Source organism: Bacillus sp. MBGLi79 (genome assembly GCF_002953915.1).
This window is the reverse complement of record NZ_CP026521.1, coordinates 1,903,539-1,917,502: the sequence shown is the minus strand read 5'-3', so window position 1 is coordinate 1,917,502 and position 13,964 is coordinate 1,903,539. Positions and strand designations below refer to the sequence as shown.

Sequence of the window (13,964 nt, the reverse complement as noted above, 5' to 3'; positions counted from 1 at the left end):
AAAACCGCACGGAAAAAAATAACAACCTACATGATATAGGTTGCTACTTGTGCTACTATTCGCGGTCTTCCTTTTCAAACGAAAGCAGGCCTGCATCAATTTCTTCTAAAGCTTTGCCTACATATTTGTGTGAAATCGTATGTTCAATCATTTGGTCTTTTTTGATTTGCATTTCACGGGCACGTCTCGCAGAAACAGTCACGAGCGTGTATTTGGAATCTAATTTATTCATTAAAGAATCAATTGACGGATCTAACATTGATTATTCAACCTCCAGCATTTTCTTATATCTTGGTGCAACACGTTCACGCTTCAAATGTTCAGCAAGAACGATTGCTTTGATTTTATCGCAAGCCGTTTCGACATTATCGTTTTCAACAACATAATCATAAGCATCCATCATTTCAATCTCAGCTTTTGCGGCTTTCATTCGATTTTCAATCAGAGCGTCTGTTTCTGTGCCTCGTGTCACGATTCTGTTCTTCAGTTCAGAAAGGCTTGGAGGCGCAAGGAAAATAAACAGGCCTTCCGGGAAAGCATTTCTCACTTGAAGAGCCCCTTGGACTTCAATTTCTAAAAAGACGTCTTTTCCATCTTGAAGCGTCTGTTCAACATAATCGACAGGCGTGCCGTAATAATTGCCGACATACTCTGCCCATTCAAGCAGCTTGTTGTCCGCAATCATTTGCTCGAATTCGTCTCTTGTTTTGAAAAAATAATCGACTCCGTTCACTTCGCCCTCTCTTGGACTTCTAGTGGTTACTGAAATCGAATATTCAAATTTTGTGTCTTCCTGCGAAAAAATCGCTTGCCGAACCGTTCCTTTACCAACTCCTGAGGGACCTGAGAGAACGATTAATAACCCTCTTTCTTTCATGCGGCAATTATCCCTGCCCTTCATCCATAATTTCTTCTTTAACAGAAAGTCTGTGTGCAACTGTCTCAGGCTGGACGGCAGATAAGATAATGTGATCACTATCCATGACGACAACTGCACGGGTTCTTCGTCCGTATGTAGCGTCAATTAGCATTCCGCGGTCTCTTGCATCCTGGATCATCCGTTTGATTGGCGCAGACTCCGGGCTGACAATCGAAATCATCCGATTGGCGGAGATTATATTGCCAAATCCGATATTAATCAGTTTAATCGTCATCTTCTACGTTCCCCCTGTAAAATAGACGTCTCTAGTTTAGCCTAGTAAGACCGTCTGTAAACAATACGCACAGTCACTATTCTATATTTTGCACTTGTTCTTTTATTTTTTCAATAGAACTTTTCATTTCAACGACAAGCTTTGTGATCTGATGATCATTTGCTTTTGAGCCGATCGTATTTGCTTCCCGATTGAGCTCCTGAACGAGAAAGTCGAGTTTGCGCCCGACAGCTCCGCCACTAGCTAATATATCACGAAACTGGGCGAAGTGGCTCTTCAGCCTGGTAATCTCTTCAGTAATATCAGAGCGGTCTGCAAAAATAGCGCATTCTGTTACAAGCCGGCTCTCGTCTAATACATCTTCAGTCCATTCTTTGATTCTGGCGTACAGCCGTTCTCGGTAACGAGATACGACATCTGCAGCAAGCAATTCAGTTTCTCTCACCAGCTCTTCAAGCTGATCAATATGCATCAGGCAGTCTTTCGCTAAGAGCAGCCCCTCTTTTTCACGCATTTCACAGAGGCCTTTTACCGCTTCCTCTGCGGCATCGGTGATCAACGCCTCCAGCTTGTCATTTTGCGTCTGTTCTTCATGAACCTGGACGACGTGATCAAGCTTAAAGAATTCCATTACATCGGGCTCTGCAGACAATTGATACCGCTTCTTCATATCTCTCGCAGCTGCGACAAACTCATCGAGCAGCTGCCAATCAATCTCAAGCTTTTTCTCAACAAGCATATCACTGTCAACAGATACGAAAAGCTCAATTCTTCCGCGCTGGATATGCTGCAGAATGGTCTGTTTCAGCTTATCTTCAAAATATAGCAAAGGCCTTGGCAAACGAGCGTTCACTTCTTTAAATCTGTAGTTCACAGATTTAAGTTCTACGCTTACAGAGAGATCATCTTGTGTTTTGCTTGCACTGCCGAAGCCTGTCATACTTCGTATCATTTTAAAACACCCAATTCTTCCCTGTTCTCATAATAAAAGGGCAATAGACATGCTATTACCCCTAAGATTATATCATATGGATTTATTTTTTTCTTGTTAAAAGTGACCCCGCCAGCAAAAAAGTAGGGATGGCGGACATACCGATGACGAGCATCCAGTCTCCCGGGGTGATGGCTACGGTATGAAAAATCGGCTGAAGCGGCGGATAGTAGATCACGACAAGCATCAGCAAAATGGATGACAATACCGCACCGATTAAATACAGGTTTTGAAACGGATTTCTGGAGAAAACAGAAGTCTCGCTTCGGCAGTCAAAAACGTGAATAAGCTGAGCCAGCACCAATGTTGCAAATGCGATCGTCTGGGCATAAGCCAAATTTTCCGGATTGCGGTGGTACACAATGATAAACGCTAAAATAGTGGCAGCTCCGATTAAAAATCCTCTGGAGACGACCTTCCACCCTAGCTTGCGGGCAAATACCCCTTCTTTCGGATGACGGGGCTTGCGCTTCATTACGTCTCCTTCCGGCTGATCCATGCCGAGCGCCATTGCCGGCAATCCGTCCGTCACCAAGTTGACCCACAAAATCTGAATCGGAACGAGCGGCAAAGGAAGAGCGAGCAGCATCGCAAACAGCATGACAAGGATTTCCCCGACATTAGAAGCTAACAGGTATCTAATAAACTTTCTGATATTTTCGTAGATGTTCCTGCCTTCTTTTATCGCTGATTTAATCGTCGCAAAATTATCATCCACGAGCACAAGAGATGACGCTTCTTTAGCCACATCTGTCCCGGTAATGCCCATAGAGACGCCGATATCAGCTTGTTTAATGGCAGGGGCATCATTGACGCCGTCTCCCGTCATCGCCACGATATGCCCGTTCTCCTGATAGGCTTTTACGATTTTCAGCTTATGCTCAGGAGAAACGCGGGCAAATACATACACATCCTCCACTACATTAGAAAGCTCTTCTTGAGAAAGTTCATTCAGCATTTTCCCATCCATAATTTTTCCGCTTTTCGGAAGGAGACGCAGATCTTTCGCTATCGCTTTAGCGGTCTCCACATGATCACCTGTAATCATGACGGTCTTAATTCCCGCTTCACGGCATTCTTTAATCGCCTGTCTGACTTCCGGCCGCGGCGGGTCAATGATACCTGAAAGGCCGAGCATCGTCAGATCTTTTTCCGCCTGCTCCATTGACGGTGTTTCGCCTGCTCTTATCTGCCTGTAGGCGACCGCTATCGTTCTGAGCGCCTGAGATGCCAAATGTCTTAATACCGCCTCTGTTTCTGCTCTTCTTTCATTTGAAAAAAGAGCGGCTGAGCCGTCATAATAAATACGGGAAGATCGCTGCATCAGTACATCCGGTGCACCTTTTGTAATGATATAGCGCTTTCTGTCCTGATCCTCTACGATGACAGTCATCATTTTCCGTGCAGAATCAAACGGAAATTCTTCAATCACCCTGTAGTTTGCTTCAACAAACTCCTTTGAAAAACCGCCTTTTCTTGCCGCGGTGAGCAGCGCCCCCTCTGTCGGATCTCCGTCAAGCACATATTCGCCGTCTCTTTTCTCAATATTGGAGTTGTTACAGAGCGCCCCGAACAAAAGCATCTGCTGAAGCGGCTTATGTTCATTGATACTGACCTCTTTTTCGTTTAGTGTGAAGCTTCCTTTCGGTTCATACCCGGCCCCTGTCACTCTCCATGTTTTCCCTCCGGACCAGACATGTGTCACCGTCATTTTGTTTTGGGTCATTGTCCCTGTTTTATCTGAACAAATGATAGACGCACACCCAAGCGTTTCAACAGCAGGAAGCTTTCTAACAATGGATTTTTGTTTAATCATCCGCTGTACACCAAGCGACAGCGCCACTGTGACAATCGCCGGCAGCCCCTCTGGAATGGCGGCTACCGCTAATGAGACACCCGCTAAAAACATGCTGTACAGATCATGACCCTGAATAACACCGACAGCAACAACAAGAACGGTCAGAAGCAATGCAACAACAATCAAAATCTTCCCAAGCTGCTCCAGTCTTCTTTGCAGCGGGGTTGACAATGTCCCAGCCGATTCAAGCATGTCAGCAATTTTCCCCATTGCCGTATTCATCCCTGTCCCGACGACAACCCCGACACCGCTGCCGCGGGTCACAATGGTTCCCATAAATGCCATATTGGTAATATCACCGAGTGAAACATCCGGTTTTTTCAGTTTATCAGCGTGCTTCACAACCGGAATTGATTCCCCGGTGAGCGCTGATTCTTCTATTTCAAGGCTTCTCGCTTCAACAATTCGAACGTCCGCACCAATCCTGTCCCCGCTCGTAAATTTCACAATATCCCCCGGCACAAGTTCCTTAGAAGGAATCTTTGCCCAGCTTCCTTCCCTGAGTGCCATGACATGCGGTGTTGAAAGCTCTTTTAAAGCTTGAAGAGATTGCTCAGCTCGCCTTTCTTGAAAGAAACCGAGTATGCCATTCACAAACACAATCGCAATAATCGCAACCGCATCTACATATTCACCAAGAAATCCCGAGATTAACGTTGCCGCCAGAAGCACAAGCACCATAAAATCTTTGAACTGCGCGAAAAACAAGAGAAGCGCTGACGTTTTTTTCCCTTCTTGCAGCTCGTTTGGCCCATGCTTGTCAAGGCGTTTTTTCACTTCTTTTTCTGTTAATCCTTGTTTCATGGACGTATTGGTTGCCTCTAGTAAATCTGTTTGTCCCATTTCATGAAACTTCATTCCGCTCGTCCACTCCCCTGCTCTCTTATAGAGATATCACTCTATAAGCATGCTTATTCTGACTCGTCCCATTTCATGCTATAATTATCGAATGCAGGAAGAATGAGAGGGTGTATTGCATATGTCGTTTGATGGCATGTTTACATACGGAATGACACACGAACTTAACGAGAAAATAATGGGCGGACGAATTACAAAAGTCCATCAGCCATATAAGCACGATGTGATTTTCCACATCCGTGCCAAGGGAAAAAACCAAAAACTATTATTATCGGCACATCCGAGCTATCCACGGGTGCATATCACGACACAAGCTTATGAAAATCCAAATGAACCGCCAATGTTTTGCATGCTGCTGAGAAAGCATATCGAAGGCGGTTTCATTGAGAAAATCGAACAAGCGGGCTTAGACCGCATTATGATTTTTCATATCAAAAGCCGAAACGAAATTGGCGATGAAACCGTACGAAAGCTTTATGTAGAAATTATGGGCCGCCACAGCAATATTATTTTGACCGACGCTGCAGAAAATGTGATCATCGACGGACTTAAGCATTTATCGCCGTCAATGAACAGCTACCGTACAGTACTGCCCGGCCAAGATTATAAGCTTCCGCCTGCCCAGGACAAAATATCACCGCTTGAGGCGTCAGAAGATGATATTTTGCGTCACCTCAGTTTTCAAGAAGGACGGCTTGATAAACAAATTGTCGACCACTTTTCAGGGGTGTCTCCGCTTTTCGCCAAAGAAGCGGTTCACAGAGCTGGCCTCGCCAACAAAATCACACTGCCAAAAGCATTACTGGCACTGTTTGCCGAAGTAAAAGAGCACCGTTTCATTCCCAACATTACGACTGTTAACGGAAAGGAATATTTTTATCTGCTGGAGCTGACTCATCTAAAAGGCGAAGCGCGCCGTTTTGATTCATTAAGCGACCTGCTCGACCGTTTTTATTTCGGAAAAGCTGAACGAGACCGGGTCAAACAGCAGGCTCAAGATCTTGAGCGGTTTGTTGTCAACGAACGGAAGAAAAATGCCAACAAAATCAAAAAATTAGAGAAAACACTGGAGTATTCGGAAAATGCGAAGGAATTCCAGCTTTACGGGGAGCTTTTAACTGCTAATTTATATATGCTGAAAAAAGGTGATAAACAGGCTGAGGTCATCAACTATTATGATGAAGAAAGCCCGACGATCACGATTCCTTTAAACCCGAACAAAACACCTTCCGAAAACGCCCAGGCCTACTTCACGAAGTATCAGAAAGCGAAAAATTCGGTCGCGGTTGTAGAGGAGCAAATCAGGCTGGCACAGGAAGAGATCGAATACTTCGATCAGCTGATTCAGCAGCTTTCCTCCGCTTCTCCCCGGGATATCAGTGAAATCAGGGAAGAGCTTGTGGAGGGTAAATATTTACGCCCTAAGCAGCAAAAAGGCCAGAAAAAGCAAAAAACGCACAACCCGGTGTTAGAAACATACGAATCCTCCTCTGGACTGACGATTTTAGTGGGGAAGAACAATCGCCAAAATGAATATTTAACGACAAGAGCGGCAGCCAGAGATGATATTTGGCTTCACACGAAGGACATCCCTGGCTCCCACGTTGTGATCAGAAGCAGCGAACCGGATGAGCAAACAATCATTGAAGCCGCGACAATTGCAGCTTATTTTTCAAAAGCTAAAGATTCAAGCTCCGTGCCTGTAGATTATACAAAAATCAGGCATGTCAAAAAACCGAACGGCGCGAAACCCGGTTTCGTCACCTATGACAGCCAGCATACCGTCTTTGTCACGCCAGATGCAGATACTGTCATCAAGCTGAAAAAAAGCTGAGCCGCATAAAGAAAAGCCAGAGCATTATTATGCTCTGGCTTATTTCTTTCTTCTCACTTGATAATGCCTATCCACTTCAGCAACAAAATCGCCGTCAATCAGCTTATCCACGTTTTCAGCAAGCTCTTTTGTGTGCTTCGGACTGGCTCCGCTTGTAGAAACGGACACCGTGACATGCCCTCTTTTTACGATTTTCGGCATATATACATTGCCAAGCTCAGCGTCACTGACACAATTGACAAGCTGAAAAGGCGAAGCGGATTGGGCAATTTCTTTGTTCACTGCCGCATCATCCGTCGCGGCAATAATGAAAAAAGCATTGAGATAATCTTCTTTTTCGATCGTCCGTTTTTTCCATTTGATGCGTCGATCTTCTGCCATTTGCTTGATTTCCGGTTCAACATCCGGACTGACAAGCGTTATATCAGCTCCTTCAGAAATCACCGTTTTCAGTCTTCTGAGAGCGATGCTGCCGCCCCCCGCAATGACAACCTTCTTCTTTTCCAGGCTAATGTGCAGCGGAAGCATATGAACCTCCATCAAAATCAAATTGTCCCTCAGGATTTGCCGCAGTTTCTTTCACACGGTTTAAAAATGCGCTTTTCACATGAGGGTGGAAACCGATATAAGAAGAAAGATAGACATTCGGATTATGAGCTTTTAATTTCTGAACCTCTCGTTCGATTTCATTCATCAGCATACCCGTAAAGAGCAAATACGGAACGATAAAGGTTGTTGTGCCGTCATCTTTTTCAAGTTCTGAAAAAACCTCTTTGTAATTCGGGCCGCATGCTGTCAAAAAGCACGGAATGACTTCCTTGACTGGAACCATTTCCTGAAGAAGATGAGCAATACCAGTCACGTCTCTTTTGACATCTGGATCTGAACTTCCCCTTCCGATGAGCACCACTCTGGCATTTTCATACGGAACACCAATGTCTTTCATTCGATGATATACGGCCTTGACTACTTCTTCGTCAATCCCGATCGGCTTTCCGTATGAAATATGGACTGACGGAAATCGGGATGCAGCACGCGCAATTTCTTCCGGAATATCATGTTTTGCATGCGCAGCTGTTAAAAGAAGCAGAGGCACCACTGCGATATGAGTGGCGCCTTGCTTCACACATGCTTCAAATCCTGTCTCAATAGTCGGCTCCTGAAGCTCTAAAAAGCTGATTTCTTGTACTGGCACAGAGATGTGTGCCTTACACCCTTCCAAAAAGGCTGCGGCTTCTTGCTGAGCTTTTTTGACCCGGCTGCCGTGGCCGACATATAAAATTGCTTGTTTCATTTTACAACGCCTCGCTTAAATCTTGTTTTTTCAGTTCAGATTCAAACCATTCCAGCTTATAGTGATAATTTACAACATTTCCAATGACAATTAAACTCGGATTTGTAATGTTTTCTTTTATCACTGTTTCTGAAAGGGTGTCAACTGTACAAAAAACAGATTTTTGCTTGTCCGTTGTTCCCCAATGAATAAAGGCTGCCGGCGTAGAACCGTCCCGGCCGTTTTCAAGGAGTTTTCTTTCAATCTGCTGCACGTTTTTGATACCCATATAGATGACAAGTGTATCAATTCCTGTAGCCAGCGCTTTCCACTTTTCCTCAAAATCTTCATCGCTTTTATAATGACCCGTTACAAATGCGACGTTAGAGCCCGCATCCCGATGAGTAACAGGAATCCCGGCATAAGCGGCTGCCGCGATTCCTGACGTAATGCCAGGGATGATTTCAAACGGTATGCCATTTTCAGAGAGGCATTCCGCTTCTTCCCCTCCCCTGCCGAACACAAAAGGGTCACCGCCTTTCAGTCTGACAACTATTTTCCCTTTTTGCGCATACTTCACAAGAAATCGATTGATGGTTTCCTGCTTCATCGTATGAAAATCTGGAAGCTTCCCGCAGTAGATCAGGTCTGCTTGCTCTTTGGCATATTGTAAAATCTCTTTATTTACTAATCTGTCATATAAGATAACATCAGCTTTTTCAATGGCTTTCAGCGCTTTAATCGTCAGCAGATCAGGATCACCGGGACCCGCTCCTACAATATATACTTTTCCCATCGTATTTCCCCCGATCTATTCGAGTTCTTCCAGAACATTCACTTGTGATGTTGTTCTCGCTTGCATTCCGGCATCTGAGAAGAACGCAGCAGATCATATTCAGCTCAATTTTTGTTTGACAAACTCGATCAGCTGATTTTTACACGCTTCACGGTCATGCTGTCCTGAATCAAGAACGAGCTCTGGCGCTTCCGGTTCCTCATAAGGAGAATCAATTCCTGTAAAAAACGGAATCTCTCCGTTTCTTGCTTTTTTGTAGAGCCCTTTCGGATCTCTTTGTTCACAAATATCAAGGTCACATTTAATGTATACTTCATTGAATTCGCCAGCTTCCACAAGCTCGCGAACCTGTTGTCTGTCCTCGCGGAAAGGAGAGATAAAAGCAGTAATGACAATGGTTCCCTGCTGAACAAAAAGTTTTGCCACCTCTCCGATTCGGCGGATGTTTTCTTTTCGGTCTTCATCAGAAAAACCAAGATCCTTATTTAAGCCGTGACGGATATTATCCCCGTCCAGCACAATGACTTGGTAGCCTTGCTCAAACAATTCTCTCGCAGCGGCGTTGGCAATGGTTGATTTGCCTGAGCCGCTTAACCCTGTCAGCCAGAGAATGGAGCTTTTATGCTTGTTTTTTTGCTGGTACTCTTCTTTTGTGATAGAGGCTTCATGCCATACAATATCGCGATTTGTCACTGCCAATCCTCCTTAAGATACGCCTACTTCTTCTTTTTTCTTCATCCCTTTGATTAACACTTCTACGACTTCTTTTCGGCTGAATTCAGCAGGAGGCAGCACGCCGTCTCTCAGCATACCTCTTACCTTAGTGCCTGATAAAATGACGTGATGCTCTCTGCCATGAGGGCATGTTTTCGCTGTCCCCATATTTCCGCATTTTTTACAGAAGAAGCTGTGCTCGAATTTCAGCGGTGTAATCCCGAGTTCTTCAGGTTTGAATGTGTCAAACAGCTCCTGTGCTTCGTATGTTCCGTAATAGTCACCTACACCTGCATGATCACGGCCAACGATGAAATGTGTGCATCCGTAGTTCTTTCTGACAAGCGCGTGGAAAATTGCTTCTCTCGGGCCTGCATAACGCATCGCCGCCAAGAAGACACCAAGGAACACGCGATCTTTCGGGTAATAATGATCAAGAAGAACTTGGTAGCTTTCCATCCGTACATCAGCTGGGATGTCATCGGATTTTGTTTCACCTACTAACGGATTCAAGAACAAGCCGTCTACTGTTTCAAGAGCCGTTTTTTGAATGTATTCATGCGCTCTGTGAACAGGGTTTCTTGTTTGGAAGCCGACAATCGTTTCCCAGCCTTTTTCAGCAAACTGGCGTCTTGTTTCTGCCGGTTCAAAAGTAAACTCAGGGAACTGTTTTGAAGCTTTTTTAATCAACGTGATCGGTCCGCCGACATATGTATTGCCGCGGCTGAACAGTTTTTTAACACCCGGATGCTCCTGCTCATCCGTTTTGTACACATTGATAGCTTCTTTTTGTTTGTCAGGCACATACAGGTCTTCGATTTGGATAACGCCGTATGTGTCTCCTTCATACGTTAACTTTACCGTTTCGCCAACTGACAGTTCCGCTGCTTTTTGCGCATCGACCGGAAGTGTGATTGGAAGAGACCAGATAACGCCGGAAGAAAGACGCATGTTTTCGACAACAGATTCGTAATCTTTTTCATTAAAGAAACCTTCAATCGGGCTGTATGCGCCGATACCGATCAATTCCAAATCCGCGAAAGAAATTAAATCAAGTTCAATTTCTTTTTGAATGCTGCTCACATCATATGATTCATCTACTCTGTTTACTAATGTACCTCCGTGTGGTGCTAAGCTCATAACATCCATCTCCTCCTAGTTAACTTATAAAATTACTCAGATTAATGTTCAGATTCCCCCGCCTTGTTCGTGGACTGAGCGTCTCTCTTTACGAATGGCCTTTGTCAGGCTTACGGCACCGCCCGCCGCTAAAAGCACACTTACCATGATAAAGATCGAATAATAATCCGCTTTTAAAAACAAGGATACAAGCAGATAAGAAATCGATAAAGATAAAAACGGCGATACGATCCATACCTTCAGCATCGTTTGAACAACTTGTTTATGGAACACGTTCGGTCCGTTTTTTGCCATGCCTATGCCGATAATAGACGATGACGTGACTTGCGCCAAGGGCACCGGCATCCCAAATACAGAACTGATTATTACCAGTCCCGCTCCTGTGCCGGATAAGAGAATGCCTTCTCCTTTTGAAAATCTCGTAATTTTCTTCCCGTTTGTTTCTAACACACGCCGGCCTAATAACAGTGCGCCAAGCGCAACAAAAGCTCCTCCGTACAAGGTCCCTTTTACGACATCAAGCACACCGGCAGCCACTAACGGGCCAACGGCATTCGCCACATTATTCATGCCGGCAGAGAATGCTTCGAAAAATCCGGCAACTAACAAAACAATGCCGAGGATTTTTTGCTTTTTAGAAGATTTCACTTCAATCTTAAAATAACGAAACAGCTTAGATACGAAATAGGTGAAGCCAAAAGCGAACAGCGGGACAAAAACCCAAAATGTCACAATGATCAGAAGATTATTCACAAACAATACTTTATAAGCCACTCCCACGCCGACAACCGCGCCGACCGTCACTTCACTTGTCGATAAAGGAATGCCGAGCAGATTAGCCGTAAAGAGCGACAGCGCAGCAGCTCCAATAATGATGCAAACAATCGTCAGTGTAATCGTCTGTTCTGGGATAATGCCAGAGCTGATTGTTTTTACGACCTCGCCTCCGCCAATGACCGCCCCGGCCAAGACACCGACTGCGCATAGGATCAAAGCGTAGGTTTTCTTTTTGATGGCTCCAGAGCCATAAGCAACTCCCATCGAAGCTGCAGCGCCGCTTGCACCAATATTCATCGCGAAAAACAAGCTAAATAAAATAGCGGCTAGTTCCATTTTGCAGCTCCTTATTCATGCAGTCCGCATTCTGTTTTCGCCATACCATTCCATCTGCCTGAACGCAGATCCTCTGCGGTAAAAGCGGGAGCAGTGCAAGGCGCACAGCCAATACTTGGGTATCCTTGGTCATGAAGCGGATTGTAGTCCAGTTCATTCCGTGATGTGTATCTCCAAATGTCTTTCCAAGTCCAATGGATAAGCGGGCAAACTTTTACTGACTTGAATTTTTCATCTTTGTTTAAAAAATTCGTATTGGCACGGCTTGGCCCTTGATCACGGCGCAGACCGGAAAGCCAGGCTGGATGTCCTGAAAGCGCCTCTCTTAAAGGAACGACCTTTCTAAGGTAGCAGCACTGATTCGGCTCTCTTTCCCACAGCTTGTCACCATATTCTTCGGCTTGTTCCTCAAGGTTGAGGTCTGGTTTTTTCAGGATGATATTAAGACCTGGATAACGCTCTTTCACTCGTTCAATTGTTTCATAGGTCTCTTTAAAATGAAGTCCTGTATCAAGAAACACAATCTCTGCGTCTTTTTTCACTTTATAAATTAAGTCAATCAAAACGATTCCCTCAATTCCGAAACTGCAGGCATAAACAAGCTGGTTGCCGTAATGGCCGTATGCCCACTTTAAAACTGACAGCGCTCCTTTATAAGGATCGTCTTCCGGAAATGTAATCGTTGGTTCTTCCCAATTATCATACGTTAACATTTCTTCTTTCCTCCTTTCGGAGACAAACAAACAGTAGCTTCCTGCCGGTTGTCTTTTCCCAATTGTAATGTGATTCTTGGCTGGTGATTTCAAACAGCCTTTTTGCCTCTTAAAATAAAAAACTTTCAATCCGGCGGAAAGAAAGACAGGAACAGCATGTAGCCCTTATCTTTCAAAATGGAATTCATTTTGCTGGAAGTAGCACCTTACAAACTATGCAGGTTGCCGGGCTTCATAGGTCCAGTCCCTCAGCCGCTCTTGATAAGTTTTTCAGATTTGTAGTAAATTTTAGCACAATTCTAACATAAGTCAACCCGACTTTTTTTATAGGATTAATAAAAAAAACAGGCCTCATGGCCTGTTTTTAAGTACAGCAAGGCTTTGAAGCCTCTTTACATCGTTGGAATTTATTTTTTATTTTTTAAACCAATCTTTTGACTCGGGATTTCGTTTCCATGTTTTCAGCTTTTTTAGATCATTTGAATGAATATTTCCGTTCTCAAGTGCGACCTCTGTGAGCGTATCGTAATCAGTTAATGAGTAGTATGGCAGTTCTGCCTTTGCGAAGGCTTCTTCTGCTTTGGGAAGTCCGTACGTAAAGATTGAGACGACACCAAGCACCTCACAGCCAGCCGCTTGTAAAGCTGCACAAGCTTCAAGCACGCTGCCTCCTGTGGAGATTAAGTCTTCAATAACGACCGTTTTTTGCCCTTTCTGCACAGCTCCCTCAATCTGATTGCCTTTTCCGTGCGCTTTCGGCTTGCTCCTCACATAACACATCGGAAGATTCAAACGGTCAGCCGCCAGAGCAGCATGAGGAATACCCGCAGTTGCTGTTCCTGCTATCATTTCAGCTTCGGGAAAATGCTCTTTAACAAGCTTGCTGATGCCTGAGGCGACATCATTTCTGACCTCTGGGAAAGATAGCGTAAGGCGGTTGTCACAGTAGATTGGTGATAAAATGCCGCTTGCCCATGTGAACGGCTCGTTCGGACGTAAAAATACAGCTTGGATGTCTAATAGATGTTTTGCGATGATTTGTTTCAAGATTTGATTCCCTCCCATTCAAGTCTGACAGCCTTATAGGCTTTTACCGGATCTTCCGCTTTTGTAATCGAGCGTCCTACTACAATCGCTGATGAACCTTTTTCTCTTGCAATTGCAGGTGTCGCCACGCGGACTTGGTCATTCGCAGCGTCCTCTGACATTCTGATCCCTGGAGTGACAGTCAGAAATGAAGGCGACACTGCTTGGTAAATGGCTTTTGCTTCATGAACAGAGCAGACCACTCCATCCAGTCCGCTTTCTTCCGCCTGTTTGCTGTAGTGCACAACCGTATCGATCAGAGGCTTTTCAATCAGCAGTTCATCCTTCATGATTTGTTCAGATGTGCTTGTCAGCTGGGTTACCGCAATAAGTGACGGGCGTTTTTTCCCCGCCGGCGTACCTTCTTCTAAGCCTTCAAGAGCTGCTTGCATCATTTTTTTGCCCCCGGCCGCATGAACATTGACGAGATCTAC

Annotated in this window: 15 protein-coding genes and 1 riboswitch; of the genes, 1 reads left to right on the top strand and 14 read right to left on the bottom strand. The window is 44.8% G+C overall.

Annotated elements, in window-relative coordinates; all coding sequences use genetic code 11:
• Nucleotides 1-55: 55 nt before the first annotated feature.
• The 5 genes from rpoZ to C1T29_RS09745 all read right to left on the bottom strand — a co-directional run bounded on the left by rpoZ (nucleotide 56) and on the right by C1T29_RS09745 (nucleotide 4,861).
• A complete protein-coding gene (gene rpoZ / locus C1T29_RS09765) occupies nucleotides 56-259 on the bottom strand; it encodes a DNA-directed RNA polymerase subunit omega (protein ID WP_003221520.1) in 204 nt (67 codons plus the stop codon).
• A gap of 3 nt (nucleotides 260-262) precedes the next feature.
• Entirely contained in the window at nucleotides 263-877 is a 615-nt protein-coding gene (gene gmk / locus C1T29_RS09760; RefSeq protein ID WP_003232083.1) for a guanylate kinase, read from the bottom strand.
• Nucleotides 878-884: 7 nt separating this feature from the next.
• Nucleotides 885-1,154 carry an extracellular matrix/biofilm regulator RemA gene (gene remA / locus C1T29_RS09755; RefSeq protein ID WP_003154355.1) on the bottom strand — a complete coding sequence of 90 codons (270 nt, stop codon included), beginning with the start codon at nucleotides 1,152-1,154 and terminating at the stop codon, nucleotides 885-887.
• 76 nt (nucleotides 1,155-1,230) lie between these two features.
• Nucleotides 1,231-2,106 (bottom strand): YicC/YloC family endoribonuclease, encoded by an 876-nt coding sequence (locus C1T29_RS09750; protein ID WP_041521332.1) that lies wholly within the window; start codon nucleotides 2,104-2,106, stop codon nucleotides 1,231-1,233.
• 82 nt (nucleotides 2,107-2,188) lie between these two features.
• Nucleotides 2,189-4,861, bottom strand: coding sequence for a calcium-translocating P-type ATPase, SERCA-type (locus C1T29_RS09745; protein ID WP_103748784.1), 2,673 nt, complete (start codon nucleotides 4,859-4,861; stop codon nucleotides 2,189-2,191).
• A gap of 121 nt (nucleotides 4,862-4,982) precedes the next feature.
• Here C1T29_RS09745 and rqcH point away from each other — a divergent pair, with 121 nt between their 5' ends.
• Nucleotides 4,983-6,695, top strand: a complete 1,713-nt coding sequence (gene rqcH / locus C1T29_RS09740; protein WP_189396834.1) for a tRNA modification protein RqcH — start codon at nucleotides 4,983-4,985, stop codon at nucleotides 6,693-6,695.
• Nucleotides 6,696-6,734: 39 nt separating this feature from the next.
• On the opposite strand, the gene sirC is transcribed toward rqcH, so the two are convergent.
• The 9 genes from sirC to pyrF form a co-directional block, all read right to left on the bottom strand.
• Complete coding sequence (gene sirC / locus C1T29_RS09735) at nucleotides 6,735-7,223, bottom strand: precorrin-2 dehydrogenase (protein ID WP_103748786.1); 489 nt, start codon at nucleotides 7,221-7,223, stop codon at nucleotides 6,735-6,737.
• Nucleotides 7,204-7,989: a sirohydrochlorin chelatase gene (sirB, locus tag C1T29_RS09730; RefSeq protein ID WP_103748787.1), complete on the bottom strand. Its 786-nt coding sequence runs from the start codon at nucleotides 7,987-7,989 to the stop codon at nucleotides 7,204-7,206. The genes sirC and sirB overlap by 20 nt, the downstream gene beginning before the upstream one ends.
• A 1-nt stretch (nucleotide 7,990) precedes the next feature.
• Nucleotides 7,991-8,764: a uroporphyrinogen-III C-methyltransferase gene (gene cobA / locus C1T29_RS09725; RefSeq protein ID WP_014663921.1), complete on the bottom strand. Its 774-nt coding sequence runs from the start codon at nucleotides 8,762-8,764 to the stop codon at nucleotides 7,991-7,993.
• Between the two features lie 99 nt (nucleotides 8,765-8,863).
• Nucleotides 8,864-9,457 (bottom strand): adenylyl-sulfate kinase, encoded by a 594-nt coding sequence (gene cysC, locus C1T29_RS09720; protein WP_015252120.1) that lies wholly within the window; start codon nucleotides 9,455-9,457, stop codon nucleotides 8,864-8,866.
• 12 nt (nucleotides 9,458-9,469) lie between these two features.
• Nucleotides 9,470-10,618: a sulfate adenylyltransferase gene (gene sat / locus C1T29_RS09715; protein ID WP_095431278.1), complete on the bottom strand. Its 1,149-nt coding sequence runs from the start codon at nucleotides 10,616-10,618 to the stop codon at nucleotides 9,470-9,472.
• Between the two features lie 48 nt (nucleotides 10,619-10,666).
• The gene (gene cysP, locus C1T29_RS09710) at nucleotides 10,667-11,731 is read right to left on the bottom strand and encodes a sulfate permease (protein WP_071576814.1); all 1,065 of its coding nucleotides are present in this window, start codon (nucleotides 11,729-11,731) and stop codon (nucleotides 10,667-10,669) included.
• Nucleotides 11,732-11,742: 11 nt separating this feature from the next.
• Nucleotides 11,743-12,444 (bottom strand): phosphoadenylyl-sulfate reductase, encoded by a 702-nt coding sequence (locus tag C1T29_RS09705; RefSeq protein WP_103748788.1) that lies wholly within the window; start codon nucleotides 12,442-12,444, stop codon nucleotides 11,743-11,745.
• A 162-nt stretch (nucleotides 12,445-12,606) separates the two neighbouring features.
• Nucleotides 12,607-12,712, bottom strand: a riboswitch (SAM riboswitch).
• 146 nt (nucleotides 12,713-12,858) lie between these two features.
• Complete coding sequence (gene pyrE, locus C1T29_RS09700) at nucleotides 12,859-13,491, bottom strand: orotate phosphoribosyltransferase (protein ID WP_331281202.1); 633 nt, start codon at nucleotides 13,489-13,491, stop codon at nucleotides 12,859-12,861.
• On the bottom strand, nucleotides 13,488-13,964 hold a 477-nt coding region (pyrF, locus tag C1T29_RS09695; protein WP_208945670.1), incomplete at its 5' end, for an orotidine-5'-phosphate decarboxylase. The genes pyrE and pyrF, both read right to left, overlap by 4 nt.

Excerpts from the sequence above, each read along its gene's own strand:
- rqcH (WP_189396834.1), top strand. The coding sequence starts at position 4,983 with ATGTCGTTTGATGGCATGTTTACATACGGAATGACACACGAACTTAAC.
- rpoZ (WP_003221520.1), bottom strand. The coding sequence starts at position 259 with ATGTTAGATCCGTCAATTGATTCTTTAATGAATAAATTAGATTCCAAA.
- C1T29_RS09705 (WP_103748788.1), bottom strand. The coding sequence starts at position 12,444 with ATGTTAACGTATGATAATTGGGAAGAACCAACGATTACATTTCCGGAA.
- C1T29_RS09745 (WP_103748784.1), bottom strand. The coding sequence starts at position 4,861 with ATGAAGTTTCATGAAATGGGACAAACAGATTTACTAGAGGCAACCAAT.
- sat (WP_095431278.1), bottom strand. The coding sequence starts at position 10,618 with ATGAGCTTAGCACCACACGGAGGTACATTAGTAAACAGAGTAGATGAA.
- cobA (WP_014663921.1), bottom strand. The coding sequence starts at position 8,764 with ATGGGAAAAGTATATATTGTAGGAGCGGGTCCCGGTGATCCTGATCTG.
- C1T29_RS09750 (WP_041521332.1), bottom strand. The coding sequence starts at position 2,106 with ATGATACGAAGTATGACAGGCTTCGGCAGTGCAAGCAAAACACAAGAT.
- gmk (WP_003232083.1), bottom strand. The coding sequence starts at position 877 with ATGAAAGAAAGAGGGTTATTAATCGTTCTCTCAGGTCCCTCAGGAGTT.
- remA (WP_003154355.1), bottom strand. The coding sequence starts at position 1,154 with ATGACGATTAAACTGATTAATATCGGATTTGGCAATATAATCTCCGCC.
- sirB (WP_103748787.1), bottom strand. The coding sequence starts at position 7,989 with ATGAAACAAGCAATTTTATATGTCGGCCACGGCAGCCGGGTCAAAAAA.
- sirC (WP_103748786.1), bottom strand. The coding sequence starts at position 7,223 with ATGCTTCCGCTGCACATTAGCCTGGAAAAGAAGAAGGTTGTCATTGCG.
- cysP (WP_071576814.1), bottom strand. The coding sequence starts at position 11,731 with ATGGAACTAGCCGCTATTTTATTTAGCTTGTTTTTCGCGATGAATATT.